Genomic DNA, 26,204 nt, shown 5'->3' on the forward strand with positions numbered 1-26,204 from the left:
GGCCCGGCCATGCTTCTTTCCCGGCTGTGACAAATTGTTTCTGCTGTTGCATCCGGGGCTTTCCGGCCGCCCCTGCGGTTGACCATGGCTCCGGCCACCCCTATCCCGCTGTCATGCTCAAAGCCGTGCCGACATTGTCATGACCGCGCCGACCATAATCCTTGTCGAAGATGATCCGCCGCTGCGTACCCTGACCGCGCGCGCCTTGCAGGAGCATGGCTATCAGGTCCGCCCGGCTTCTTCCGGCCCCGAAATGTGGGTAGCGTTCGACGCCGGTCCTGTCGACCTTGTCGTGCTCGACGTCATGCTCCCCGGCACCAACGGCATAGATCTTTGCCGCCAGATCCGGCGCAAGAGCGACGTTCCCATCATCTTCATCAGCGCCAAGGGCAGCGAGACCGACCGTATCGTGGGGCTGGAACTGGGCGCCGACGATTACCTGCCCAAGCCGTTCGGCACGCGTGAACTCATCGCGCGCATCCGCGCCATATTGCGCCGCGTCGGGGTGGAGCGGGGTCCGGACGAGCATCGCGAGAATGAAGCACGGTTCGACGGCTGGATCGTCAATTTCCCGCGCCGCGAACTGCGTTCGCCCACTGGCGCCATCGTCGACCTGACCGGTGCGGAATTCGATCTGCTCGGCAGCTTTCTCAGCCATCCGCAGCGCGTGATCGCCCGCGAACGGTTGATCGAACTTTCGCGCACCCGCATGGGCGACAGTTCCGACCGCAGCATCGACGTGCTGGTCAGCCGCCTGCGCCGCAAGCTCTCGACGCAGGATCGCACGGCGCCGATCACCACCGTGCGGGGCGTCGGCTATATGTTCAATGCGGAGGTCAGCCGCGCTTGAGACGGCATGTCAGCCTGGTCGGGCAGATCTTCGCGATCCTGCTGCTGACCTTGACGCTGGAATTCGCCGTCGGCATCCTGTTGAATGAACGATCCAATCATCTTTCGCTGCAGGATGACGAGGCCCGGCGCCTGGCCGAACATCTGGTGATTGCCCGCAAGTTGCTGACGGAGCATGCGCCCGATGAGCGGCATGCGCTGTCACTGCAACTCACCACGGATCGCTACGACGTGCACTGGACCCCGTCCTCGCCGCCGCCACCCGCGCTTGCGCCGGGGCTGGAGAGGATGCGGCGACAGATCGTCAACTGGGAACCGACCCTTGAACAGTCGGGCCTGTGGCTGCGTCTGGCCTCGCCCGGACGCGTTTCGGAGATCAACGGCGGCCTGCGCCTCGCGGACGGAAGCTGGCTCTATTTCGGCATGCGCCACAGCGGCGGCAAATGGACCTTCACCATCGGCCGCATGGGGCTCGCGTTGATCCCGGTGTTGGCGCTGCTGCTCGTGGGCGGCATCCTGATCCGGCGTACGCTGGCGCCACTGCGCGACCTCACCCGCGCAACCGAACGCATCGGCCTTAGCGATGAAGTCATTGTGGAGGAGGGTGGCTCCAACGATGTCCGCAACCTCATCCGCGCCTTCAATGCCATGCAGAAGCGCATTCATCGGTTGATCACGGAACGGACGGAGACGCTGGCCGCCGTCGGCCATGACATGCGGACGCCACTCGCGCGGCTGCGGCTGAGGCTGGAGAACCTGCCGGACACGGAAGCGCGGGAGGCGATCGAGGGCGACCTTAGCGAAATGGGCGAGATGATCGATTCGCTGCTTGCCTTCCTGGGCGGGGAGAAAAATGGAGAGCCGCCCGTCCGCACCGACCTCGCCGTGCTGGTCGCGACGGTGGTCGACGCCTTTCAGGACCAGGACAGGCCGGTCGATTATGTCGGGCCCGACCACCTGGAAATGGCGGTTCGGTCGCTCAGCCTGCGTCGGGCGATCGTCAATCTGATAGAAAATGCGCTGCACTATGGCAGCCGCGCCCGGGTCGCGCTGGAGCGTCGCGATCGCGAAGTGCTGATCCGGGTCGACGATGACGGTCCCGGCATTCCCCGCGACAAGCTGGAGGAGGTGTTGAAGCCCTTTGCCCGCCTGGATGAGGCCCGGCAGCGCAACACGCGCGGGCTGGGCCTGGGCCTTGCCATCGTTGCGCGCACCGTGGAACTGGAGGGTGGGGAACTGATCCTCGCCAACCGGCCCGAAGGCGGATTGCGGGCCGAAATATGCCTGTATCTTCCGGCCCAGCCCCAGAAGCACTGACAAAGAGAATCTGCCCACCCCCAAGCAAAACTCATTTACTGCCGGGCGCCATGCCGCGCTATGCCGGACGCCTGTTCGGAAAGAGGCATGTATGACGGCAGAAGGCGAAAAGGAAATCGCCCAGGGTTATTGGGACATTGACAGGCTGGCGGCCGAACTGGGCACGGTCCGGCGGCGTTGGCGCCAGGGTCAGGAACATCATGCCGAATATGGGGCGGAGGGTTTTCCGTCGCGCGCGACGCTGACCAAGATCATGGAGGCGCTTTGCGGCGCACTGTTTCCGCTTCGTCTGGGGCCCAGCTTCGTGCGTCTGCACAATGAGGACGCCTATGTCGCGCAAACCCTTCAGACGGTGCTCAGCCGCCTCTACGGCCAGATCCGGCTGGAGCTGATCTATGCGATGAAGAACGCACCGATAGAGCAGGTCGACAGGGAGGCGTCGCGCATCATCGGCGATTTCGCCGAAGGACTGCCAGCGCTCCGCGAACTGCTGGACAGCGACGTGGAGGCGGCTTTCCTGGGCGATCCCGCCGCGCGCAGCGTCGATGAGGTGCTGATCTGCTATCCCTCGATGATGGCGATCACGCACCATCGCCTGGCACATCGGCTGCACCGGTTGGGAGCACCGCTCGTGGCGCGGATCATTTCGGAAATCGCGCATGGCAGTACGGGGATCGACATTCATCCCGGCGCGAAGATCGGCCACAGCTTCTTCATCGACCACGGCACGGGCGTCGTCATCGGGGAAACGGCGATCGTCGGGGATCGGGTTCGCATCTATCAGGGCGTGACGCTGGGCGCGCGCAGCTTTCCGGCCGATGGCAAGGGCGCGCTGGAAAAGGCCCTGCCGCGTCACCCGATCATCGAGGATGATGTGGTGATCTATGCCGGCGCGACGATATTGGGCCGCATCATCATCGGTAGCCGGTCCGTGATCGGCGGCAATGTCTGGCTGACCGACAGCGTGCCGGCCGACAGCAATGTCCGGCAGGCCAAGGCGCATTATGAAGTGACCAGCCGGGTTGAGGTGTCCGCCCCCCATCGCGTCCACGCGCTGCTGGAGGAAGGACGCGATGGGATAGCGGAGAATATTTGAGGGCCTATGCGCAGGAATATGGCGCCGATGGCTGGAGCATTCTCACCATGAGCGGAAAAGCCCCAGCCATCTGATGCCGCGTTTCCGAGGCGTTGGCCTTAACGATCAGTTTGAAGATGCGTTATTCAGCGCAGCTATCCCCGTCGCCGGCGATCAGGTCAAGGCAGCGTCCGTCGATCTGGTCCTTTGCTACGGGCAATTTGATCAGCGCCGCCAGGGTCGGCAGGATGTCGACCGTTTCCACGCCGAGCGGCTGTTCGAAGTGGGGCAGCCCCTTGCGCCAGAACAGGATAGGCACGCGGCGATCCATATCCCAAGGCGATCCATGGGTCGCGACCGACCCCATCACCGCCGCTTCGGGGATCGACATGACCCGCGGCTTCAGCAGCAGCAGCAGGTCGCCCGAACGCTGCGGGTCGAAGCTGGCTCTGGCCTCCTGGATCAGCGACCAGCTTTCCGGAGGACCGGATGGAGCGGGGGTGGCGGCGATCTCCGCCTTGGTGAAGACGGTCTGGACCTGCGGATGGACGCGGAGCAGGGCGAGAGTTGCCGCTTCCACCCTGGCGCGTTGCGCCGCCGTCAGGCCGCGGTCGAAATACAGGTCGCCCGCCGGGCCATCGCCCCAGATCAGCGTCCTGCCCGTGATGCCAGTCTTTTCCGCGATGGCGGCCGATAACGCCTTGGGCGTGAGCGCCTTGTCGACGCGCTGTTCCATCGGCATGGCATTCAACCGGTGGCGTTCGGGCAGGTCATGCCCGCCATGATCGGCGGTCAGCACCACGGCATAGTCGATGCCGTCCTTGTCGAGTCGGTCGAAAAAGGCGCCCAGCTCGCGATCCAGCCGATCGACCTGTATGCAGCTTTCCGTACCCTCCGTGCCGTAGGTGTGACCGATATAGTCCGTCGCGGACAGGCCGATGGAGATGATGTCTGTCTGCGCCTGTTTGCCCAGCGCCATGCTCTCGATGGCGGCGGCGGCAAAAGCCAGGGTCATCGCATCCTGTTCCGGCGAGATGCGGAAGGCCTTGTAATCGCCCGCCGCCCGCGCGAAGCGACCTGTCCCGACCGTGCGATCTCCGGCCTTCACGGGGAAATCCTTGGCCGCGCATTGCGGCGGCAGCTCGAAGCCGGGATTGCCCTCTGCCAGCCGCCGCGCCATGACCTCATTGACTTTGGCGACCAGCGGTGGGGTCGCCACTCCCTTGTAGCTGACATAGCCCTCCGGTCCGCCCAGCCACCAGACCTGGTCGGCGGTTGGCCCGCCCATCATGATCGCCGCACGGTCCTTCCCCGCAATCGATACGACGCGTGTCGCCGGATTGGCGGCCTTCATCCGCCCGCCCAGCGTCGGCACCCTCAGATGTACGGGAGAAGCCTGATAATGTTCGCTGTCGGTGCCCGGCTGCGTCTCGTCCTCCGCGCAATAGACCAGCTTGTCGGCGCGCGCGGTGCCAAGGTCAAACCAGCTGTTGGCGATGATGCCGGTGCGCGAGGGGCGGCTGCCGGTCAGGATGGTGCTGTGTCCCGGACAGGTTTCGGTGGCGGCATGGCTTTGATAGCCGCGGGGGAAGACGATGCCCTGTTCCGTCAGCCGCCTGAGGCCGCCGCTGTAATATTGACGATATTCGCTGAACAGATCGGCCGAAAACTGATCCACCGCGATGGCGACGATCAGCCTGGGCGGCGTGGCGGGCGCGGCAGCCGCCACGGCGGGCGGAGCCTCGGTCTGGGCCAGGGCCGGCAGCGAACCGGCAAGAAGTAGGGCTGCCGCGACATTTTTCAACATTATGGAGTACCTTCTCATGCCTTGACGGCGGATGCATCGAGACCTAGCCCCCTTGCGTCCACCGGAACAGAGGCCCGATGCGCATTTTTCATGTCCTTCTGATGACAATGCTGCTGTTGCTCGCGCCGGTGGCGGCGCGGGCGGAGGGTGCGTTTGGCCAGGGCGTCCCCCACATTGCGGCCGAACTCACCGCCGAAAGCAATGCGCCGCGGCCGGGCCAGGATCGGGGCAGTGGCACGACGATCGCCTTTTCCATGACGCCGGAATCCGGCTGGCACGGCTATTGGGAAAATCCGGGGGATGCCGGCCTGGGCATGACGGTCAAATGGACGCTGCCCAAGGGAGTCATGGTCGGTCCCCTGCGCTATCCCGTGCCGGAGACATTGCTGATCGCCGGCCTCATGAACCATGTCTATGAGGGGCCTTATGGAGTGCTTGCAAAGCTGACCGTGGCGCCGGACGTGCCCAGGGGTACGAAGCTGCCGATCCGCGTCCGCGCCAACTGGCTGGCCTGCACCGACAAGGTTTGCGTTCCAGAAGGCGCGGAGCTGTCGCTGGACCTGATAGCGGGCGACGGATCTGTCCTGCCGGGCGGCAGGGCGCAGTTCGATGGCTGGCGCAGCCACTTGCCGCGTCCGCTGGGCAGCGATGCGACCTATGCCCTGGCTGACGGCCGCCTGCGCCTCTCCATCCCCTTTCCCGCAGCGGCCGAAGCCCGCGACGTCCATCTCTTCGCGCTGGCCGATGGTCTCACCCGTTACGCGGCTCCGCAGAGCGTCGCGCGGCAGGGTGACCGGCTGCTGATCGAAACCGAAGCCGGGCAAGGCCCGCTGTCCGGCCCGGTTCAGGCGGTGCTGCGCACCGGCGACCATGTCGGTTTTCTGCTGACGGCCCGTCCCGGCACCGTGCCTGCTGCTCGATCCGCCACTGCCCGGACCCTCTTCCTTGCGCTGGGCGGTGCACTGCTCGGCGGCCTGCTGCTCAACATCATGCCCTGCGTGTTCCCCATATTGGGACTGAAGGCGATGAAACTGGCGCGTGCGGGGGGGGACGAGCATATCGTCCGGCGGGAGGCGCTAGCCTACAGCCTTGGCATCATTCTCACCTGCCTTGCCCTGGGCGGCCTGCTGCTTGGCCTGCGCGCTGCGGGAACGGCGGTCGGCTGGGCCTTCCAGTTGCAGGATCCGCGCATCATCCTGCTGCTGCTGTTGCTGGTGACCGCGATCACGCTCAACCTTGCCGGCCTGTTCGAACTCAGCGCTTTCGGTGGCGGCGAGCGGCTGGCGGGAAAGGCAGGCGCGTCCGGCGCCTTCTGGACCGGCGCGCTGGTCGCTTTCGTCGCCACGCCTTGTACCGGGCCGTTCATGGGCGCGGCGATGGGGGCGGCGCTGGTACTGCCGATCGGCGCCGCTCTGGCAATCTTTGCGGGGCTTGGCCTGGGCCTCGCACTGCCATTTCTGGCTCTGGCCTACATCCCCCCAATCCGTACACGCCTGCCGAAACCAGGCGCCTGGATGGGGCGGCTCCAGAAAATACTCGCTATTCCCATGGCGCTGACCGCGCTGGGCCTGTTGTGGCTGCTGGGGCAGCAACGCGGCACGGTTGCCATCCTGCTGGGGGCCGGCGCAGCCTTGATTCTGGCCGCTGTGCTCTGGTGGCTTGGGCGCAGGCAGCATCACGGACGGCACGGCGGATTTGCCGTGGTCTGCGCCGCGCTCATTCTCTTTGCGGGAACCGCCTTCGTGCTGCCGACCCGTGCGCCTGCCATCACCGCCTCCGCCCATGGCATCCCCTTTGACGAGGCGCGTCTGGCCAGCCTGCGTGCCACCAAAAAGCCGGTTTTCCTTTATTTCACCGCCGACTGGTGCCTCACCTGCAAGGCGAATGAGGCCGCGGCCATCGACCGCAGTGAAACCCGCGCCGCTTTCGAGAAGGCGGGCGTCACCATGATGGTCGGGGACTGGACCAATGCCGATCCCGCCATCACCCGCTTTCTGGAGGCGCAGGGGCGTTCGGGCGTTCCGCTCTATCTCTGGTATGCGCCGGGCAGGGACGCGCAGACATTGCCCCAGCTCCTGACCCCTGCCACGCTGACGGCGCTGGTGTCCTGATGGCCAAGGTCCGCGCCGACCAGCTCCTCGTCGATAGCGGCTTGGCGGAAAGCCGCGCGCGCGCCCAGGCATTGATCCTCGCCGGCCTCGTTTTCCTGGGGGAGCGGAAGGTCGACAAGGCCGGGCAACAGGTCGCGGCCGATGCCGAGCTGGAGGTGAAGGGCCGTGACCATCCCTGGGTCTCGCGCGGCGGCATCAAGCTCGCGCATGCGCTGGAGCATTTTCATATCGACGTGTCGGATGCCGTCGCCATCGATGTCGGCAGTTCGACCGGCGGTTTCACCGACGTCCTGCTCACCAACGGCGCGGTGCGGGTCTATGCGGTCGACAGCGGCACCAACCAGCTTGCATGGAAGCTGCGTTCGGACCCGCGCGTCATTGTCCATGAACAGACCAGCGCCCGCATCCTCACTGCCGATCACATTCCGGAGCCTGTGGATGTCATCGTCTGCGACGCCAGCTTCATCTCGCTCGCCAAGGTGCTGGATTGCCCGTTGGGCTTTGCCCGTTCCGGCGCGCGCCTGATCGCCCTGATCAAGCCGCAATTCGAGGCAGGGCGAGAGGAAGTCGGCAAGGGTGGCGTCGTGCGCGATCCTGCCATCCATGAACGGGTGTGCAACGAGGTGCGGGACTGGGTGTCGGGTCGGGGGTGGCAGGTCGAAGGGATCACCGCCAGCCCGATCACCGGCCCGCAGGGCAATGTGGAATTTCTCCTCTTCGCAACATTTGGCGGATAATCGCACTCCGTTCGTTTCGCCGCTATGATTACCATTTGCGACAAATGCCGGTTTGAGTCGCTTGCAGAGGCCGATTAGCCTGATCCGATGCGCATTTTCCTGCCAATCTTCCTGATCGCGCTCAGCCTTTCCGCTTGCGGCGCGCCAAAGGAGAAAAAGCCGCGCCCTTCCGCGCTGGTTGAGGCCGCGCCCATTCTGCACGATACCTTCACCGACAATCTGGATGCGGTCGGGACTGCATTCGCCAATGAGCAGGTGGTCTTGTCCGCTCCCGTGACGGAGCGGATCACATCCCTCCATTTCAGCGATGGCGGTTATGTCAGCAACGGGCAGGTGATCGCCACCCTGGCCGTTGGGCAGGAGAAGGCGGAACTTGCCGCCGCCCAGGCCCAGGCGCTTGCAGCCCAGCAGCAACTGGAGCGTATTCAGGCCTTGAAGGCGCGGGGCTTTGCCACTGCTGCCAGCCTGGAGAGCCAGGTCGCGCTCGCCAACGCCGCCCGCGCCAGTGCACAGCAGGCCCGCGCCTCGATCGGCGACCGGGTGGTTCGCGCGCCCTTTGCCGGCTGGGTGAGCCTGCGTATGGTGTCGCCTGGCGCCATTGTCACGGCAGGCACGCCGATTGCCACGGTCAGCGACATCTCGCGGATCAAGCTGGACTTCACCATCCCGGAAACCCGCCTGTCGCTGGTGCGGGAGGGGCAGCCGATCAAGGCGGTGTCCGCCGCCTGGCCCGACCGGCGCTTCGCCGGCACGATCGCCACCATCGATCCCGTGATCGATCCCGCCACCCGCGCCGTCCGGATACGCGCCATTCTGCCCAATCCCGACCGCGCCTTGAAGCCGGGCATGCTGCTGACGGTAAATGTGGTTGCAGGGCAGCGCCAGTCACTGGCCGTTCCTGAACTGGCCGTGGTCGGCGACGGCAGCGACCATTTCGTCTTCCTGGTGGAGAAGGGCAAGGCCAAGCGGGTCAAGGTCGATACCGGCATCCGTCAGAACGGCCTGGTCGAGATATTGGGGGGAGTGAAGCCGGGCCAGACGGTCGTCACCGACGGCGTTGTCAAACTGACCGACGGCGTGCCGGTGCGCGTCCCGGGGGGCAAGCCGGAAGCAAAGAGCGCCAGCGCCGGGCAAGCGGCCGGCTGAGGAGGCGAGGCGATGCAGCTTTCGGACCTGTCCGTCCGTCGTCCGGTCTTCGCGGCGGTGGTTGCCGTGCTGCTCTGCATCATCGGCATTGTCGGCTATCTCAGCCTTTCCATCCGCGAATATCCCGATACCGACCCGCCCATCGTCTCGGTCGAGACCAGCTATACCGGGGCGGCGGCTTCGGTCGTGGAAACGCGCATCACCCAGATCATCGAGGATGGCGTCGCCGGGGTCCAGGGCATCCAGAACATCACCTCGACCTCGCGCGATGGCGTTTCTTCAGTCAGTATTGAATTCGACCCCTCGCGGGACATCGATTCGGCAGCGAATGACGTGCGCGATCGCGTGGGCGCTGTGGTGGAGGATCTGCCGGAGGATGCGCTCGCGCCGGAAATCCGGAAGGTCGACGCCGATGCGCGGGCGATATTGTTCATCGTCTTCACCAAGGATGGTTGGACCCCGACGCAGATTGCGGATTATCTGGACCGCAATGTGCTGGATCGCTTTTCCGCCATTGACGGCGTCGCACGAGTGACCGGCGGGGGCGAGGAAAGGCCCTCCACGCGCATCTGGCTGAATGCGGAGAAGCTGACAGCCTTCGGCATCACGCCGGGCGACATAGAGGCGGCGCTGCGCGCGCAGAATGTGGAACTGCCGGCCGGGCGCTTCGAATCGAAGGACCAGAACCAGACGCTGCGCGTAGAGCGGGCCTTTTCGACGCCAGAACAATTTGCCGGGTTGGTCGTGGGACGTGGCGCGGACGGTTACCAGGTGAAGCTGGGCGACGTGGCGCGGGTCGAGCAGGGCGCCGAAAACCCCTATACGTCCTTCCGCTCCAACGCGGCGACGGGCATCGGCGTGGGCATCATCCGTCAGTCGGGCGCCAACACGCTGGAAGTTGCGGAGAAGGCCAAGGCGCTGATCGACGAGCTGCGGCCCACCTTGCCGCCGGGCATGAAGGTCACGATCGGATCGGACGAGTCGCTGTTCATCAGCCGCGCCATCGACAATGTCTATGATACGCTGGCCGAGGCGGCACTGCTCGTCGTGCTTGTCATCTTCCTCTTCTTGGGTTCCCTGCGGGCGACGATCATTCCGTCCATCACCGTGCCGATCTGCCTGCTGGCGACCTGTGCCGTCATGTGGCTGCTGGGGCTGTCGATCAACCTGCTGACGCTGCTCGCCTTCGTGCTGGCCATCGGTTTGGTCGTGGATGATGCCATTGTCGTTCTGGAGAATGTCTATCACCGCATAGAACAGGGGGAGGATCCACTGGTCGCATCCTATCTCGGCACGCGGCAGGTGGGTTTTGCGATCATTTCGACCACGCTGGTGGTCTGCGCGGTGTTCGTGCCGGTCATGTTCCTGGCGGGGCAGACGGGCCTGCTGTTCCGCGAACTGGCTATATCGATGATCGCCGCCATCGCCTTTTCGGGCTTCATTTCGCTCAGCCTGGCGCCGATGCTCTGTTCAAAGCTGCTGCGACGTTCGGAGCGGTCACGCCTGTCGCTCTGGGTGGATGCGCGATTCCAGCGGCTGGAGGGGACCTATGCGCGCCTTCTCGACCGGGTGCTCACGCGGCCTGCGGGCGCCATCGTCGCCGTTGCGCTGTTCCTTGCCGTCGCCGGCGGCCTGTTCACCATGCTTCCGACCGAACTGGTCCCAGCGGAAGATACGGGCGTCGTCGACGGCCAAGTGACGGCGCCTGAGGGCACCGGCTTCGATCGCATGAAAGGCTATATGCGGAAAATCGAAACCGATCTGCAGCCGCTTCGGGACGAGGGCACGCTCCAGGTGCTGAACATACGCGCGCCCGCCGGTTTTTCGAACAGTGACGATTTCAACGGCGGAAATATCATCGCCTTCCTGCGGCCGTGGGAGGACCGCACGATCACCACGGTGCAGGTGGCCGACATGATCAACAAGGTGATCGCCGACCAGCCCGGCGTCCGGGGCAATGTCGCGCCGCGTTCGGGGCTGGGCCGGGGAAGGGGCCTGCCGGTCAATCTCGTGCTGGCAGGAGCGACCTATGAGGGGCTGGTCGCCGCGCGTGATCGCATCATGGCCGCCGCGGCCGCGAATCCGGGCCTCATCAATCTGGATTCCGACTATAAGGAAACCAAGCCGCAGATGCGGATCGATGTCGATCAGCAACGCGCGGGCGATCTGGGCGTGTCCGCCAACGACATCAGCCAGGCGCTGCAGACGCTGCTTGGGTCCCGCCGCGTTACCACCTATGTCGACCGGGGCGAGGAATATCGCGTGCTGCTTCAGGCAGAGCGGGAGGGGCGCCAGACCCAGGCCGATCTGGAGCGGATCAATGTGCGCAGCCGCACCGGCGCGCTGGTGCCCCTGTCCGCCGTCGTCACGATTCGCGAAGTTGCCGGGCCGCGCCAGCTCAACCGCTACAACAAATTGCGCGCCATCACCCTGACAGCGGCTCTGGCGCCGGGTTACTCGCTGGGCGAGGCGTTGAACTTTCTCGAGGACCAGGCGCGCCAGTCGCCGGAAATCCTTGCCGTCGGCTATAGGGGGGAGAGTCAGTCGCTGCGTGAAACCGGCGGATCGATCTGGCTGGTCTTCGGCCTGACCATATTGATCGTCTATCTGCTGCTCGCTGCCCAGTTCGAGAGCTTCGTCCATCCCGGCGTGATCATCGCCACCGTGCCGCTGGCCGTGGCGGGCGGGGTGCTGGGCCTTGCCTTGGCAGGCGGGTCGATCAATCTCTACAGCCAGATCGGCATCGTCATGCTGGTGGGACTGGCGGCGAAGAACGGCATCCTGATCGTCGAATTCGCCAACCAGTTGCGGGACGAAGGGCTGGAGATCAGCGCGGCCGTTCGTCACGCTGCCGTCCGTCGCCTGCGCCCCATATTGATGACCTCCATCGCAACGGTCATCGGCGCTGTTCCCCTGGTCATGCGGGGCGGCGCAGGCGCGGCGGCCCGGCATTCGATCGGGGTGGTGGTGGTTTCCGGCGTCAGCCTGGCGACATTGATCACGCTGTTCCTGATCCCGATTCTCTATTCACGGGTTGCAGGACGAACCGTTTCACCGCAAACCGTCAGTCGGCGGCTGGACTCGGCCTTGAAGGATTCGCCCGACGCCGCCGAGTAAAAGGTGGAGCTTCGTTGCCGATGAACGAGATTGCGTCTCCGGGTCAATTACGTCTTGCCTATGCGCGCTGGGCACTGGTTACTGTGCCGGCGCTTGTTTTCCTTGGCTTTCTTTCAGGCAAGCTCGCCAATAGCGGCTATGGCAATCGCTGGTTCGCGGCCTTGGCCAAGCCCGACCTGATCCCGCCCGGTTGGGTCTTTGGCCTTGCCTGGACCATCCTCTATATAATGATGGCGCTCGCCTTCGCCGTCGTGCTGCATGCCAGGGGCGCGAGGGGCCGGGGGATCGCGATAGTCGCATTCCTCGCGCAACTGGTGCTCAACCTTCTCTGGTCCCCGTTGTTCTTTCGTGCGCATCTGGTGGATCAGGCGCTGGTCCTGATCGTCGCGCTGTTAGGGCTTGTGGCCGTCACGATCCTGTTGTTCTGGCGCGTGCGGCGTGTCGCGGGGCTTCTGCTGCTGCCCTATCTGTGTTGGCTGGCCTTTGCCTCCTACCTCAACTATGAGATCGGCCGCCTCAATCCGGACGCGGAAAGCCTTGGCAAACCGGCTTTCCAGACCCAGATATGATTTTTGGCGCCACGACCGTGGTGCTGCACGGAAGGACATAGCATCATGCAGAGCGAAAACCGCTTTTTCGACGACCTTGCCAAGCTGGTGAACGGCGCGGCCGGAACGGTCGCGGGCATGAGCCGCGAATTTGAGAGCAACGCCCGCGAAAAGGCCAAGCAGTGGATCGGCGGCATGGATTTCGTCAGCCGCGACGAATTTGACGCCGTCAAGGCGCTGGCCGCCGCTGCTCGTGAAGAGGTGGAATCGCTGAAAGCCCGCCTCGATGCGCTGGAGGGCAAGGCGTCCGAACCCGTCAAGCAGACGGTCCGCGCCAAGCCCAAGGATGCAGAATAAGCGGCCGGTTTCGGGCGAAAGCGGAGTTGTCCACGCATTTTCCATGCCGCCCCGGTTTCCACCGGCGCAAAAAATGCTTTAAGGCGCGCAGATGATGGACAGCGACGAATTTGAAAATGGCGGTCAGGAGGCCGCACCGATCGACATGCTGGCCGCCTTTTTCGAGGCGCACGGCTGGAGCTACGATCAGGTCGGTGAGGACGAAATCGTCGCCAGTACCCAGGGATCTTGGGCACAATATGAACTTCGCGGCATCTGGCGTGACGAGGATCAGGTACTGCAAATGCTCGCCCTCCCCGACATAAGGGTGAACGACGACAAGCGCAGCACCATCTACGAAACGCTGGGCCTGATCAACGAACAGCTTTGGCTTGGCCATTTCGAACTCTGGTCCTCCAGCGGCATCGTGCTGTTCCGCCACGGCGCGCTGTTGGGGGCGGGCGGCACGCTGACCCTCGATCAGGCGCAGCTTCTTGTGGAAACCGCTATCGACGAATGCGAGCGCTTCTACCCGGTGTTTCAGTTCGTCCTCTGGGGCGGCAAGACGCCGACCGAAGCGATTTCCGCCAGCCTCATCGAAACGCGCGGCGAAGCCTGAGGCGCAATTCGATGACCGACATCTGGCCCGATCATCTCTTCCTTGTCGGCTGCGGCAATATGGCGGGGCAGATGCTGCAGCGCTGGCTCGCCTGCGGTCTTGATCCCGCAACAGTCACCGTGCTGCGCCCCAGCGGCAAGCCGGTGGCCGAGGGAGTAAGAGTGGTCACCGACTATCCCGCCTCGCTGCCGGGCGGCACTACGGTCCTGCTGGGCATGAAGCCCTATCAGCTTGGCGATGTCGCGGGCTGTCTCGCGCCTCTTTGCCGCGGCGATATGCGGATCGCCTCGATTCTCGCGGGAACACGTCTGACCGAACTGCGCGCGGCCTTTCCTGCAGCAGGAGAAATCGTGCGCGCAATGCCCAACCTTCCGGTGGGTATCGGGGAGGGCGTCATCGCCTTGCATGCGGAAGACGCTTGCGCGGCGCTCTCGCGAAAAGCGGTCGAAGCCTTCATCGCTCCGCTCGGTCTGGCCGAATGGATTGAGGATGAAGGCCAGTTCAACGCGGTCACCGCGCTGTCCGGCTGTGGCCCCGCCTTTTTGTTCCGCTTCATCGATGCCCTGGCGCGGGCTGGCGAGTCGATCGGTCTGCCCGGCGATCAGGCAGAGCGTATGGCGCTGGCCACCGTGCGCGGATCGGCAAGCATGGCTGCCATGGCGCGCGAAAGCCCGGCGGTGCTGGCGGATCGAGTGGCCAGCCCTGGCGGCATGACGCGGCAGGGACTGAACGTGCTCGATGCCGACGATCGATTGCTGGATCTGCTCACCGACACGCTGGCCGCTGCCCGCGACCGGGGCGATGCGATGGCCCGGGGCGAATAGCGCCGACGCGGTTCACCTTGGCCTGGAAATGCTCTACAGGCTCGGCGTTCCTATGGGAGTCCTGCAATGTTGTCCCCCGAAATGCCCATTCTTGTCCTCACCACCGGGGGAACGATCGACAAGATCTATTTCGATGCACTGTCGGACTATCAGGTGGGTGAGACCGTAGTATCGAAGCTGCTCGACATCGCCCGGGTCAAGCGGCCATTCCGCATTGAGGAAGTGGTGCGCAAGGACAGCCTGGAGCTGGACGATGCCGACCGCGCCCTGATCCGCGACCGGGTCGCGACGGCGCCCGAAAGCCACATCATCATCACCCATGGCACCGATACGATGACCGAGACTGCGAAGCTGCTGTCCGCCATTGCCGGCAAGACAGTGGTGCTGGTCGGCGCGCTCGCACCGGCACGCTTTGGCGAGAGCGACGCCAGCTTCAACCTCGGCATGGCCTTTGCGACGGTGCAGGTCGCCGCTCCTGGGGTTTACATCACGATGAGCGGATCGGTGTTCCGGGCCGACAAGGTCGTGAAGGATAGGGAAAAGGGCGCCTTCGTCCCGACAGAAGGCTGAATTCGCAAGGGCAAGTGGCTGTCGACTCGTCGTGGATCCATCCGAAACCGCGTGAAGGTCAAAGACTGCCCAGTACGCGCGCCGTCTCCACGAATTCCTCGACGCTGACGGTTTCGGCGCGGCGTTGCGGGTCGATGCCGACGGTCTCCAGCGCTTCCAGAGCGCCGGGCAGCCCTTTGAGGCTCTGGCGCAGCATCTTGCGGCGCTGACCGAAAGCGGCGGCGGTGAGGCGTTCGAGATGCTTGAGCTGCACGCCTTGGGGGGCTGGCCTGGGCGTGATGTGAACCACGGCGGACATGACCTTGGGCGGTGGGGTGAACGCGCTGCGGTGGACCTTCATCGCGATGCGGGCGTCGCCGCGCCATTGGGCGAGCACGGCCAGACGGCCATAATGATCGCCATTGGGCTTTGCGACAATCCTTTCGGCGACCTCCATCTGGAACATGAGGGTCAGGCTCGACCACCAGGGGAGCGGAGACCAGTCGGCTGAAAGCCAGCCGATGAGCAGTGCAGTGCCCACATTATAGGGAAGATTGGCGATGATATGCGCCCCTTCGCCGGCTTCGGCCCGGACATCGACGGCCATCGCGTCGCCGGAAATCACACGAAGCTGGTTCGGAAATGCCTCCGACAGTTCAGCAAGGGCTGGCAGGCAGCGCCGGTCGCGCTCCACCGCGACCAGCCGCGCCCCGGCGCGCAGGACGGCGCGGGTCAGGCCGCCGGGACCAGGCCCAACCTCGAAGGCAGGCTGGTCCTTGAGCGGTCCGGGAATGGCGGCGATCCTGTCCAGCAATTGCTCGTCCAACAGGAAATTCTGGCCGAGCGCCTTGTTCGCCTGCAGCCCATGGGCGGCGATGACGTCTCGCAGCGGCGGGAGCTTGGGCGGTGACAGCCTGGGGTGGGTATCGGCGGTCATCGACCTTAGCAGCCAGGGGTCAATCGTGCACGCGCGGCCTCGGCGGCCATCTTGATCGCGGCCATCATCGCGCCGGGATTGGCACTGTCCTTGCCTGCAATGCCGAATGCGGTGCCATGGTCGGGTGAGGTGCGCACGATGGGAAGGCCCAGGGTGATGTTGACCCCCTCGTCGAAATTCAGCGTCTTGATCGGGATCAGCGCCTGGTCGTGATACATGCAGAGCGCCGCATCATAGGTTTCGCGGGCGCGGCTGTGGAACAGGGCATCGGCGGCGATCGGTCCCTGAATGTCGTATCCTTCCGCCAGCAGCGACTCCACGGCCGGCCGGATGACATCGATCTCTTCCCGCCCCAGCGCGCCGCCCTCGCCTGCATGGGGGTTGAGGCCCGCGACGACCAGACGGGGACGACCGATGCCGAAATTGCGCTGGAGCCCCTTTGCCGTGGTAATGGCGCGGGCGCGGATCAGGTCGATCGTCAGCACGGACGACACCTCGGCCAGCGGGATATGGATGGTGATCGGCACCACCTTCAGCGATGGTCCCGCCAGCATCATGACGGCGTTATGCGGCGCTACGCCGCAGCGCTCCGCGATGAATTCGGTCTGTCCCGGATGGGTAAAGCCGACACCGTAAAGCTGTTCCTTGCCGACCGGGGCAGTGACAATCCCGGCGGCCGAACCGCTGCGGGCGAGGCCGACCGCCACTTCCAGAGCCTGAAAAGCCGTGCGCGCGCCGTCGATGCTGGGCATGCCGGGCGTGATCTCTCCCGCGTCGGCCACTTGCAGGCAGGGCAGGGCCTTGCCGAAGACTTCCGCGGCTTCCTCCGGCGTGCTGACCACCTCCACCGGACCAAGCCAGACGGCGCGCAGAGAGGCTGCGTCGCCCACGGCGAAGAAGGAGGGCAGGCCGCGCGCCTCGCGCATCACCCAGCTCTTGGCGACGATTTCCGGGCCAATGCCGGCCGGATCGCCGAGCGAAACGGCGAAGGGCGGCCCCATTGCCGGAGGGGCCGCAGGATCAGTTATAGTCGATGACGGCATCGCGGCGAAGATCGCGCAGATAGATGCGGGCGCGCTTGTTCACTCGTTCTTCCTCAAGCTGCGCCATGATCTGTTCGGCATTGGGGGCAGCGGCGGTAGAGGCTTCGTCACGGCCGCAGACGACCAGCACGCGCACGCCGTCATTGATCGATCCGAATGGCGGCGTCGCTTCGCCGACCTGGAGGTTGATCAGGATTTCCTGCAATTGCGGTGGCAGGTCGCGCAGCTTCACATTGTCGTTGTCGACCACGTCCGCGCCGATCTTGCCGCCCAGTTCATTGGCCTGGCCGCATCCCTTGATCGCCTTGACCTGTGCGGCAAAGGCCGCGGCCTTGGTGCTCGCCTGCTCCTTGGTCGTGCCTGCGGGGAAGCTCACGGAGAGCTGTTTGAGACTGAGAAGCGCATCACGCGGATCGGCGGTCAGCACCTTGCGCTTGTCCATGACGTAGATGATCGATATGCCGCCGGGCACCCCGATGGGCCCGGCAATCTGGCCGACCTGCATTTCCGCTGCCGCCTGCGCCAGTTCATCGGGCAATTGTGCGGGGCGAACCCAGCCCAGATCGCCGCCGACCGCCGCCGTAGAGGCTTCGGAGAATTGCCGCGCATAGGCCGCGAAGCTGCCGCCCTGCTTGATCTGTTCGATGATGTTGCGGGCGTTGGCGATGATCTGCTGCTGATTTTCCGGCGTGGCCGAAAGGTAGATTTCGCCGATGCGGAATTCGTCGCTGCCCTTCGCCGCATTCATCCGGTCGACCACCGACTTCACCTCATCCTCCGACACGTTGACGAAGGGCTGGATGTTGCGGCGGAGCAGGCGGCTCCAGGCCAGTTCGCCCTCGATCTGGCGCCTGATGCTGGCGGCGGAGCTGCCCTGCTGGCGCAGATATTGGTCGAACTGCGCGGGGGACTGGCGGAAATTGGCTGCGACCCGTTCATAGCTCTGGTCGATCTCGGCCTTGTCCACCTTGATATCGTTGGCGGCGGCTTCCTGGATCTGCAGCGTCTCGTCGATCAGGTTGCGCAGCACCTGCACGCGCAGCCTTTCCTTTTCCTCGTCCGACACCTTGCCGCCATTGGCGGTGATGATGAGGGCGAGGCGCTGGTCGACGTCGGTGCCGGTGATGATGCGGCCGTTGACGATCGCCGTTGCCTTGCGGACATTGGGATCGCTCTTGCCGAAGATGGTCACGTCCTTGGGCAGGTTGAGCTGCTGGGTGGCGACATTGTCATCGTCATTCACCGTCTGGGCGAAACTTCCGGAGGCGCCGGTGGCCAGCAGGGCCGAGGACAGAAGCAGGGTACGCAGGCCCTTGGCGGCGGCGCTGCCAATGCGGGAAAACCCTTTTAAGGCATAATGGGAAACGACAGGCTGCATCGTCGACAAAACTCTCCAATCGGGTCGGCACGAGATGCGCCGATCCGCCTTAACCGGCCCTGAGCAGGAAACGGGACGGCTGATCCTTATATGCCAATATTGCGAAAAGCCAGCCGAAGCTGGAAGCTGTTGCCCTTTCGTGCGTCGCCCAGCACCTGATAGTCGCGCCGCCAGGTCAGGCCGAGCGTCAGGCAGTCATCTTCATAAGTGACGCCCAGCCTGTGTCGGACGGGTTGATAGCCGTTGGCGACGCTCAACGGATCTTCCCTCGCATTGGTGAGGTCGATCACGGTGGAACCGAACAGCGACCAGAAACGCGCAAACTGCAAGCGGCCGCCCAGCCGGAGCTCCTCCCGGTTCCGCAAATCCTCCAGGCTGAGGTCGGCATTCCGGTTGAGCCGCAGATAGCTGACCATCGCATAGGTCTTCTTGCTGCCGATGGTGGCGTCGATCTCGTTCCGTCGGATGGCGAGATTATCCTTGTCCAGCCGGAAGCGGTGCGTGAAGCTGAGGAAGTCCCGATAACGGATCGTGGTGCGACCGACGATGTCGGACAGCCGGTCTGACAGGCCCGTGCCCACCGGTAGGATATTTTCCCGGCTGTTCAGGCGGTAGCTCTGCCCGATCACGCTTTCGAGCGAGAAATGGCGCAGCGCCAGGCTATATTCCAGCCCATAGGTGACGCGGGTCGAATCCTCGAACCGGTCGTAGCCGGAAAAGCGATTGAGCGCGAAAAGGTTGCTGTCCTCCAGGTCGATGGAGCGGGCATCCTCGTTCGGGACGGTCAGATTGGCGATTCTGGGCGCCGCCACGATCTGCACGCGCGGGGCGATACGCTGCACGCCGCCAAAGGCCTCACCCATGAACGGCCAGCGGACGTCGATCGCCGCCGCCGCGATCCCGCGCGCCTGCCACCCCGGATCGCCGGCATAGCTGGCGACGGTGGCCAGCTGATTTTCGTCGCTGTGGTAGACATCGCCGCGCAAATAGGTCGTGAAGGTGACTTCCTGACCCATCGGCGTCAGCTTGCGCAGATTCCATTCGAACGCCGCGAAAGCGCGCTGCGTATCCTCTCCATGGGTGCGGGTGATCGCCAGGCTGTTGGCCTGGAACTGGATGACGCCGCCCAGCAGCGGGTCCTTCATTCGCAAGCGATAATCGACGACGGGCAAGGCGATCGGCATCTGCCCCTGAGGATCGCCGGTGCGCAAAGTCTGCACGGCCCACCCGGCGATCGAGAAATAGCTGTTGTCCCCGATCCGCTGCGCATTGATGGTCGACCGCAGCCGGTCATCATTGCTGATATAGTAGCGGCGCAGGAAGGTGCGGTCGGTCGTCGCGCGAATCGATCCGTTGATGTTCCATTCCGGCGTCAGCTGCAGCGCGCCACTGGCATCGAGATAGCCGCGAAAATCCTTCTGCGTATCGGCCGGCGTGGTGGTGGATGTGCTGCCGGTAGCGACGCGACTGCCATAGGTTGCATAGCCGGTGATCTGATAGGCGCCCCGATCCCACAGGTGGCGATAGTTGCTCTCCAGCAGGGGCAGGGCGTTGGTGAAGACGTGGGGCGTGACGGTGATGTCGCGATTGGGTCCCAGCTTCATATAATAGGGCAAGCCGAGTTCGAAGCCGTTGTTGCGGTTGTAGCGCAATATCGGCACCAGCAGGCCGCTGCCGCCATTGTCGCCGACCGGGTGGGAGAAGCCGGGCATCGGGATGAGCGGGAGGCCGAACAGCTCGACGCTAGCATTGGTATATTTGACCCTGGCCTTCACCGGATCATAGATGACCTTCACAGCCTTGATCTGCCAGGTCGGTTCCTTGGGGCAGCCCTTGTGATCCTCCACTGCGCAGCCGGTATAGACCGCCTTTCGCAGGGTGTAGACGCCGCCCTTCCGCTCGCCGTTCACGGCGGCCAGGCGCCCGCCCGACTGCAGCACCAGCAGCATGTTCTGGACCATGCCGTCCTGCAGGCTGTCGGTGACGTCGAACCTGTCGCCATAGGCGATATTGCCCTCGGGATCCGTGACGGAGACATTACCGCTCGCCTCCACCTTGCCGGTATCACGGTTCCAGACGACCTTGTCGGCGCGCAGCCGGTTGCCGTCGCGCAGCAACTGCACATTGCCGTTGGCGGTCACGACCTCCTTATTGCTATCATATTCCAGCGCATCGGCGGAAAAGCCGATCTGATCGTCATTCTCCGGCACCGGGGCGTCGGGCGCGCTGATCGTCGTCTGCGGTTCCTGGAGTTGCTGGGCGGCGGCATGCGGGATGACCGCCAGGCACGGAAAGGCGACGCCAGCGGCCAGGAGCCGATTGAAACGCAAAAGGAAGGGGCGGTTCTGCAAAAGAATGGGGCCTCTTTGACGGGGCGTTCTGTTTCCCGGACTATTGCACTGCCCTATTGCACCGCTTTGTCTGCGCTGCAATCGTCTCGGCCAAGAGTTTTGCCGGAAAATCAGTCGAACGGCTTTGCCAGACCGGGCCGGCCGCACTATCTGGGCAGAGAGATACAAGCCTTGCAGGAAATAAAGGACCCCAGATGGAAATCGCGTTCAGCCCTGTCCGTCCCGAAGCCGATACACTGGTCTTCGCCGTGCCCAAGGGCGGCTTCGACGCCTTGCCCCTGAGCGCCGCGTCCGTGCTGGTCGGGGGGGCGGCGGCCGCGCGTTTCACGGGGGAAGCGGGATCCAGCTTCGAGAGCTTCGTGGACGAGGGCGGCAAGGTGCTGCGCGTCGTTCTGGTGGGTACCGGAGCCGGCGGTGATGTGGATTTCGAGCGGGCGGGCGCCGCGTTGACGGCCCGGCTGGCGACAAGCGGGGCGGTTCACGCTGCGGTGGAGTTCGTGGGCGCGGCCGGCGGCGAACAGGCGGCGCGCCTTGCCTTCGGCGCATTGCTGCGCGGCTGGCGGATCGACACCTACCGTACCCGGCAGGCGGAGAAGGCCAAGCCGACCCTGAAGCAGGTCACGCTGGTGTCGAGCGACGCAGGGGCGGCCTGGGAAAGACAGGCTGCCGTGGCCGCGGGCGTGGCCTTCACCCGTGAACTGGTGGCGGAGCCGGCGAACGTCCTCTATCCCGAGAGCTTCGTCGAACGGTGCAGGCATCTGGAGGAACTGGGCGTCAGGATCACCGTCCTGGACAAGGCGGCGATGGCGGAACTGGGCATGGGCGCGCTGCTGGGCGTGGCGCAGGGTTCCATGCGCGAACCGCGGCTGCTGGCGATGGAATGGGATGGCACAGATTCGGCGGGGACGGGCGGCGCGACCGAAAAGCCGCTGGTCTTCGTTGGCAAGGGCGTGACCTTCGACACGGGCGGCATTTCGCTCAAGCCCGGCGCGGGCATGGAAGACATGAAATGGGACATGGGCGGCGCCGGTGCGGTCGCGGGTGCGATCAAGGCGCTGGCCGGACGCAAGGCGAAGGCCCGCGTCGTCGGCATCTGCGGCCTTGTCGAGAATATGCCCGACGGCAATGCGCAGCGTCCGGGCGACATCGTAACCTCCATGTCGGGGCAGACCATCGAGGTGCTGAACACCGATGCCGAGGGGCGGCTGGTGCTGTGCGACGTCATCACCTGGGCGCAGAAAACCTATGCGCCCGAGATCATCATCGATCTCGCGACATTGACCGGGGCGATGATCATCTCTCTGGGCAATGAATATGCAGGCATCTTCGCCAATGACGACGGGCTGGCCGACGATCTGATCGCGGCTGGCAAGGCGGCGGGCGATCCGCTGTGGCGCTTCCCTCTCGGGGATGCCTATAACAAGCTGATCGACAGCCCGATCGCCGACATGAAGAATATCGGGCCGCGCTATGGCGGGTCGATCACGGCGGCGCAGTTCATCAAGCGTTTCGTCGAGGAGGGCGTCAAATGGGCGCATCTCGATATCGCTGGCATGGTGTGGGCCGACAAGCCCGGCGCAACCTGGGACAAGGGCGCGACAGGCTATGGCGTGCGGCTGCTCGACCGCTATGTGGCTGACAAGATAGAGAAATAATGCAGGTCGATTTCTACCAGCTCAGCCGCGATCCGGTGGAACAGGTGCTGCCCGCGATTGCGGGCCGCATCCTGGCCATGGGCGCGCGGCTGATGGTGGTCGCAAGGGAGCCTGAGCGGCTGGATCGGATTTCCGCCGGGCTATGGGCCGGGCCGCCCGAAAGCTTCCTGGCGCATGGCCGGGCCGGCGAGGGTGCCGAATCGGTGCAGCCGATACTGCTCGCACAGGATTGCCCGGCGGGCGAGTTGGCCGCCAACGGGGCACGGCATGTCGCACTGGCGGATGGCCTCTGGCGTGAGCAAGCGATGGGTTTCGAGCGGGCTTTCTACTTCTTCGACGCTGAAACCATAGAGGGCGCGCGCTCCAACTGGCGCGATCTCTCGAAACGGGACGGGGTCACCCCCCGCTTCTGGCGGCAGGAAGGCCGCAAATGGGTGCAAGGCCCCTAGCAGGGCCCTGCCCCATCAGCCCTCTTGCGATAGGCTCCGGCCCGGTCTAAAGGGCGCGCCAACTTATCCCAACAATTCGGAGCTTTTGAGCCTTATGGCCGTTACCCGCACCTTTTCGATCATCAAGCCCGATGCGACCCGTCGCAACCTGACGGGCGCCGTGACCAGGAAACTGGAGGAAGCGGGTCTGCGCGTTGTCGCTTCCAAGCGTATCCGCATGAGCCGTGAACAGGCTGAAGGCTTCTATGCCGTGCACAAGGAGCGCCCCTTCTTCGCCGATCTGGTTGCCTTCATGATTTCCGGCCCGGTTGTCGTCCAGGTTCTGGAAGGCGAAGATGCGGTGAAGCGCAATCGGGACATCATGGGCGCCACCAACCCGGCCAATGCCGATGAAGGCACCATCCGCAAGGAATATGCCGAATCGATCGAAGCCAATTCGGTCCACGGCTCCGACAGCGAGGAAAATGCCGCGATCGAGATCGCCTATTTCTTCAAGCCTGAAGAAATCGTCGGCTGATCGGGCACGATAATCTGGAAAGGGCCGGGGGTGATATGCCTGCCGCCCCTTTTCCATGGCGGAAATGGCGGAACGGGCCATCTGCTCGCGACATTTGCCCAACCTCCGCAGATGACCGAAAACTTGCCTTATCCCAATTGCGGAGGCGCTTCGAAACGGTCGATCACCCATTCTTCCGCCTGTGCGCCGCCAATCCATTCCTGCATCCAGGGATGATTGATGATGGCGCGCATATAGGCTTCCGCAAAGCGGGCAACGGGGAGTTGATAGGTGATGAAGCGGGTCACCACCGGCGCGAACATCACATCGACCGCGCTGAAATCCCCGAACAGAAACTCTCCCTCGCCGCCATGGCGGGCGCGGGCCTCCGCCCAGAGTTGCATGATGCGCGCGATATCCTGAGCCGCGGCCTCGGATGGAGGGACGGGAGCATAGATCTGGCGGATGTTCATGCTGTGCTCACGTCGCAGCGCAGCGAAACTGGAGTGCATTTCCGCCGCCATTGACCGGGCCATGGCGCGCGCGGCGATGTCTGCCGGCCAGAATCGGTCGCCGCCCGACTTCTCGTTCAGATATTCGACGATCGCCAGGCTGTCCCACACGACGACGTCGTCGCCGTCCCACAATATTGGCACCTTCCCGGAAGAAGGGGCGAATTCGTCACCCTCGCGGCGCTTTTCCCACGCTTCGTCGTAAAGCGGCACAACAACCTCCTCGAAGGGGAGGCCGGACAGCTTGCACGCCAGCCATCCGCGTAGCGACCAGCTTGAATAGGCCTTGTTGCCAATGAACAGCTTCATCATGTCCCTGTCTTTACAGCCTGTTGGGAAATTCGCGGAGGAACGCATTTTGGCCAGATAGTCTCTTAGACGCCGGTGGCAAGGAAAGTCGAGAGCATCGCGTCACTCTTGCATTCAACAGCATTTGTTTTGGAGGCGATAAATTTCCAATCCAAAAGGGGGCTGGCTGGCGCGGTTTTTCGGTCCTACACATCGCGGATTACACGACGTAACGAATTTGGGGCGAAATATGGATTTGTTGCACGCGATCGCAGGCCTTTTCGTCGGCCTGATGGTCGGCATGACCGGAGTGGGTGGCGGCTCGCTGATGGCGCCGATCCTGATCCTGCTGTTCGGCGTCGCGCCCACCACGGCGGTCGGCACCGACCTGTGGTTCGCGTCGATCACAAAGGCGGTCGGCGGCGCGGTTCACCACCATCAGGGCGGTACCGAGGGCGGTCCGGATTATGAAGTCGTGAAGCGCCTGATGATCGGCAGCATCCCCGCCTCGCTGATCACGTTGGCGATCCTTTCGCAGATGCACCTTGGGCAGATCAAGACGGGCGTGATCACGGCGGCGCTGGGCGTGGTGCTGATCGCTACCGCAGGTGCGACCCTGCTGCGCGGCCGTTTCCATAGCTGGGCGCTCGCCCGCCGGGTGGGCACGGCCGACGGTTTCACCCGCTGGCAGCCGGCGCTGACTGTGCTGGCCGGCGCCCTGCTGGGTGCGATGGTGACGCTGACTTCGGTCGGTGCGGGCGCGATCGGTGCGACGTTGCTCCTGGCGCTCTATCCACTCCGCATGCGGATGCAGCGGCTGGTGGCGACCGATATCGTTCATGCCGTGCCGCTGACGCTTGTCGCCGGACTTGGCCATTTGTGGATCGGGAACGTCAATCCGGTGCTGCTGGTCAACCTGCTGGCGGGGTCGCTGCCCGGTATCGTGATCGGATCGCTGCTGGCCACGCGCACGTCGGATCGCGTGCTCCAGCCCCTGCTGGCTGCGGTGCTGGTGGTGGTGGGATGGCGGCTGATCGCCTAGCCGCGAAATATCTGCCGAGCCGGAATCCAACTTGCTACAGTTTTATATGAATTTTCGGTGCTGTCAGACAAAGGCGAACCGCTCTCCACACGATGCACTTCGGGCTTAGAACGGAGAAACTCAGCTCGCGAGAGACTGCCACTGGGCCAAGGCGGCCGAGCGTCTTTGCTTGTAAATCTCTCGATCGACGAGATGGCGCTCCAGGGCGAAGTGATTGTGAAAGTGGGCGTGGACGGATGCGAATTTCTGGGATCGCATCTGTCGAAACCTGAGCATAGCCCGCTCCCGTCGTCGGAAGGAGAGATGGCTGTTTTCAACCCGATTGTTCAGCCACTGCCCCATTTCCTGCTGCTCGATATTGCCCAGGTCACGCATTGCTGCTGGATAGGATCGGAGTCCGTCGGTTACGATTTTTCCTGGTGATCCGTGCCGTTTCAATGCCTTCTTCATGAAGGCCAAAGCTGCCTTTTTATCCCGCTTCTTCGTAACGTAGCTCTCCAGAATTTCGCCTTCGTGATCGACGGCGCGCCAGAGGTAAACCATCTTACCGTTGATCTTCACGTACATCTCATCAAGGTGCCAGCGCCAGTGGCGAAAGCTGCACATCCTGTTGATCCGCTGGCGTCGGATCTCGCTGGCCAATAGCGGGCCGAACCGGTTCCACCACAGCCGCACCGTTTCGTGGCAGATATCGACGCCGCGCTCGAACAGCAGGTCCTCGACGTTCCGCAGCGACAGCGGGTAACGGACATACATCATCACCACCAACCGGATCACCTCCGGGGAGGATTTGAAATACCGAAACGGATTAACGGCGGGCTTGGTCATGACCCACCATTTACCGAACCCCGGTTTGCTTTGACAGCACCGCGCCGCCATGCGAACTTTGCGGGCAACCTTCCCCCACGGCGGCTTTTTCGATAGCCAAACCCCTCGGCTCCATTGGGCGAGCGTGCAAATTATGGCACTGGACGACGATGTGGTGCACCGCCCGCTAAAGAGAGGAACAGGGTCAATC

The 26,204-nt window shown here is 64.1% G+C and carries 23 protein-coding genes; 16 read left to right on the forward strand and 7 right to left on the reverse strand.

Translation table 11 applies throughout. The features are described 5' to 3' along the window. The first annotated feature begins 139 nt into the window (after positions 1-139). From ACN9MX_RS17230 to epsC, 3 genes are all read left to right on the forward strand, one after another. Positions 140-850, forward strand: coding sequence for a response regulator (locus tag ACN9MX_RS17230; protein ID WP_025549717.1), 711 nt, complete (start codon positions 140-142; stop codon positions 848-850). Next, positions 847-2,166 (forward strand): ATP-binding protein, encoded by a 1,320-nt coding sequence (locus ACN9MX_RS17235; RefSeq protein WP_363737298.1) that lies wholly within the window; start codon positions 847-849, stop codon positions 2,164-2,166. Before ACN9MX_RS17230 ends, ACN9MX_RS17235 begins: the two co-directional genes overlap by 4 nt. Positions 2,167-2,257: 91 nt before the next feature. Beyond that, positions 2,258-3,262 (forward strand): serine O-acetyltransferase EpsC, encoded by a 1,005-nt coding sequence (epsC, locus tag ACN9MX_RS17240; RefSeq protein WP_363829781.1) that lies wholly within the window; start codon positions 2,258-2,260, stop codon positions 3,260-3,262. Positions 3,263-3,383: 121 nt separating this feature from the next. Here epsC and ACN9MX_RS17245 read toward each other — a convergent pair whose 3' ends face one another. Then, positions 3,384-5,048 carry an alkaline phosphatase family protein gene (locus ACN9MX_RS17245; protein ID WP_363829784.1) on the reverse strand — a complete coding sequence of 555 codons (1,665 nt, stop codon included), beginning with the start codon at positions 5,046-5,048 and terminating at the stop codon, positions 3,384-3,386. A gap of 77 nt (positions 5,049-5,125) precedes the next feature. Here ACN9MX_RS17245 and ACN9MX_RS17250 point away from each other — a divergent pair, with 77 nt between their 5' ends. From ACN9MX_RS17250 to ACN9MX_RS17290, 9 genes are all read left to right on the forward strand, one after another. Next, complete coding sequence (locus ACN9MX_RS17250) at positions 5,126-7,159, forward strand: protein-disulfide reductase DsbD family protein (RefSeq protein WP_363829787.1); 2,034 nt, start codon at positions 5,126-5,128, stop codon at positions 7,157-7,159. Next, entirely contained in the window at positions 7,159-7,896 is a 738-nt protein-coding gene (locus tag ACN9MX_RS17255; RefSeq protein WP_363737294.1) for a TlyA family RNA methyltransferase, read from the forward strand. The genes ACN9MX_RS17250 and ACN9MX_RS17255 overlap by 1 nt, the downstream gene beginning before the upstream one ends. 87 nt (positions 7,897-7,983) lie before the next feature. Next, positions 7,984-9,042 carry an efflux RND transporter periplasmic adaptor subunit gene (locus tag ACN9MX_RS17260; RefSeq protein WP_363829790.1) on the forward strand — a complete coding sequence of 353 codons (1,059 nt, stop codon included), beginning with the start codon at positions 7,984-7,986 and terminating at the stop codon, positions 9,040-9,042. A 12-nt stretch (positions 9,043-9,054) separates the two neighbouring features. Next, entirely contained in the window at positions 9,055-12,159 is a 3,105-nt protein-coding gene (locus ACN9MX_RS17265; RefSeq protein ID WP_363829793.1) for an efflux RND transporter permease subunit, read from the forward strand. Positions 12,160-12,179: 20 nt separating this feature from the next. After that, on the forward strand, positions 12,180-12,728 hold the full coding sequence (locus tag ACN9MX_RS17270; RefSeq protein ID WP_363829795.1) for a TspO/MBR family protein: 549 nt from the start codon (positions 12,180-12,182) through the stop codon (positions 12,726-12,728). A 45-nt stretch (positions 12,729-12,773) separates the two neighbouring features. Further along, the gene (locus ACN9MX_RS17275) at positions 12,774-13,064 is read left to right on the forward strand and encodes an accessory factor UbiK family protein (protein WP_363737290.1); all 291 of its coding nucleotides are present in this window, start codon (positions 12,774-12,776) and stop codon (positions 13,062-13,064) included. A gap of 91 nt (positions 13,065-13,155) precedes the next feature. Beyond that, positions 13,156-13,662, forward strand: a complete 507-nt coding sequence (locus ACN9MX_RS17280) for a YbjN domain-containing protein (protein WP_133652858.1) — start codon at positions 13,156-13,158, stop codon at positions 13,660-13,662. 11 nt (positions 13,663-13,673) lie between these two features. Beyond that, positions 13,674-14,486 carry a pyrroline-5-carboxylate reductase family protein gene (locus tag ACN9MX_RS17285; RefSeq protein WP_363829798.1) on the forward strand — a complete coding sequence of 271 codons (813 nt, stop codon included), beginning with the start codon at positions 13,674-13,676 and terminating at the stop codon, positions 14,484-14,486. A gap of 66 nt (positions 14,487-14,552) precedes the next feature. After that, positions 14,553-15,056, forward strand: a complete 504-nt coding sequence (locus tag ACN9MX_RS17290; protein ID WP_363737288.1) for an asparaginase domain-containing protein — start codon at positions 14,553-14,555, stop codon at positions 15,054-15,056. Between the two features lie 58 nt (positions 15,057-15,114). On the opposite strand, the gene rsmA is transcribed toward ACN9MX_RS17290, so the two are convergent. From rsmA to ACN9MX_RS17310, 4 genes are all read right to left on the reverse strand, one after another. Then, positions 15,115-15,972 carry a 16S rRNA (adenine(1518)-N(6)/adenine(1519)-N(6))-dimethyltransferase RsmA gene (gene rsmA, locus ACN9MX_RS17295; protein WP_363829800.1) on the reverse strand — a complete coding sequence of 286 codons (858 nt, stop codon included), beginning with the start codon at positions 15,970-15,972 and terminating at the stop codon, positions 15,115-15,117. A 5-nt stretch (positions 15,973-15,977) separates the two neighbouring features. Beyond that, positions 15,978-17,015 (reverse strand): 4-hydroxythreonine-4-phosphate dehydrogenase PdxA, encoded by a 1,038-nt coding sequence (gene pdxA, locus ACN9MX_RS17300; protein ID WP_363829803.1) that lies wholly within the window; start codon positions 17,013-17,015, stop codon positions 15,978-15,980. Then, the gene (locus tag ACN9MX_RS17305) at positions 16,993-18,393 is read right to left on the reverse strand and encodes a peptidylprolyl isomerase (RefSeq protein WP_363737285.1); all 1,401 of its coding nucleotides are present in this window, start codon (positions 18,391-18,393) and stop codon (positions 16,993-16,995) included. Before ACN9MX_RS17305 ends, pdxA begins: the two co-directional genes overlap by 23 nt. Before the next feature lie 86 nt (positions 18,394-18,479). Next, a complete protein-coding gene (locus tag ACN9MX_RS17310) occupies positions 18,480-20,744 on the reverse strand; it encodes an LPS-assembly protein LptD (protein WP_363829805.1) in 2,265 nt (754 codons plus the stop codon). Positions 20,745-20,938: 194 nt separating this feature from the next. Here ACN9MX_RS17310 and ACN9MX_RS17315 point away from each other — a divergent pair, with 194 nt between their 5' ends. The 3 genes from ACN9MX_RS17315 (at position 20,939) to ndk (ending at position 23,365) form a co-directional block, all read left to right on the forward strand. Further along, a complete protein-coding gene (locus ACN9MX_RS17315; RefSeq protein WP_363829807.1) occupies positions 20,939-22,399 on the forward strand; it encodes a leucyl aminopeptidase in 1,461 nt (486 codons plus the stop codon). Then, complete coding sequence (locus ACN9MX_RS17320) at positions 22,399-22,848, forward strand: DNA polymerase III subunit chi (RefSeq protein WP_363829810.1); 450 nt, start codon at positions 22,399-22,401, stop codon at positions 22,846-22,848. Before ACN9MX_RS17315 ends, ACN9MX_RS17320 begins: the two co-directional genes overlap by 1 nt. Positions 22,849-22,942: 94 nt before the next feature. Further along, complete coding sequence (gene ndk / locus ACN9MX_RS17325; RefSeq protein ID WP_133652867.1) at positions 22,943-23,365, forward strand: nucleoside-diphosphate kinase; 423 nt, start codon at positions 22,943-22,945, stop codon at positions 23,363-23,365. Positions 23,366-23,493: 128 nt separating this feature from the next. Here the strand turns inward: ndk and ACN9MX_RS17330 are convergent, their stop codons facing one another. Beyond that, the gene (locus ACN9MX_RS17330) at positions 23,494-24,168 is read right to left on the reverse strand and encodes a glutathione S-transferase family protein (RefSeq protein ID WP_363737281.1); all 675 of its coding nucleotides are present in this window, start codon (positions 24,166-24,168) and stop codon (positions 23,494-23,496) included. Between the two features lie 226 nt (positions 24,169-24,394). On the opposite strand from ACN9MX_RS17330, the gene ACN9MX_RS17335 reads away from it, so the two are divergent. Continuing rightward, positions 24,395-25,186 carry a sulfite exporter TauE/SafE family protein gene (locus ACN9MX_RS17335; protein ID WP_363737280.1) on the forward strand — a complete coding sequence of 264 codons (792 nt, stop codon included), beginning with the start codon at positions 24,395-24,397 and terminating at the stop codon, positions 25,184-25,186. Between the two features lie 120 nt (positions 25,187-25,306). Here ACN9MX_RS17335 and ACN9MX_RS17340 read toward each other — a convergent pair whose 3' ends face one another. After that, positions 25,307-26,014 carry an IS6 family transposase gene (locus tag ACN9MX_RS17340; RefSeq protein WP_363829812.1) on the reverse strand — a complete coding sequence of 236 codons (708 nt, stop codon included), beginning with the start codon at positions 26,012-26,014 and terminating at the stop codon, positions 25,307-25,309. Between the last annotated feature and the right edge of the window lie 190 nt (positions 26,015-26,204).

Origin of the sequence: Sphingobium sp. R-21, assembly GCF_049913335.1 — a bacterium.
Classification (GTDB): domain Bacteria; phylum Pseudomonadota; class Alphaproteobacteria; order Sphingomonadales; family Sphingomonadaceae; genus Sphingobium.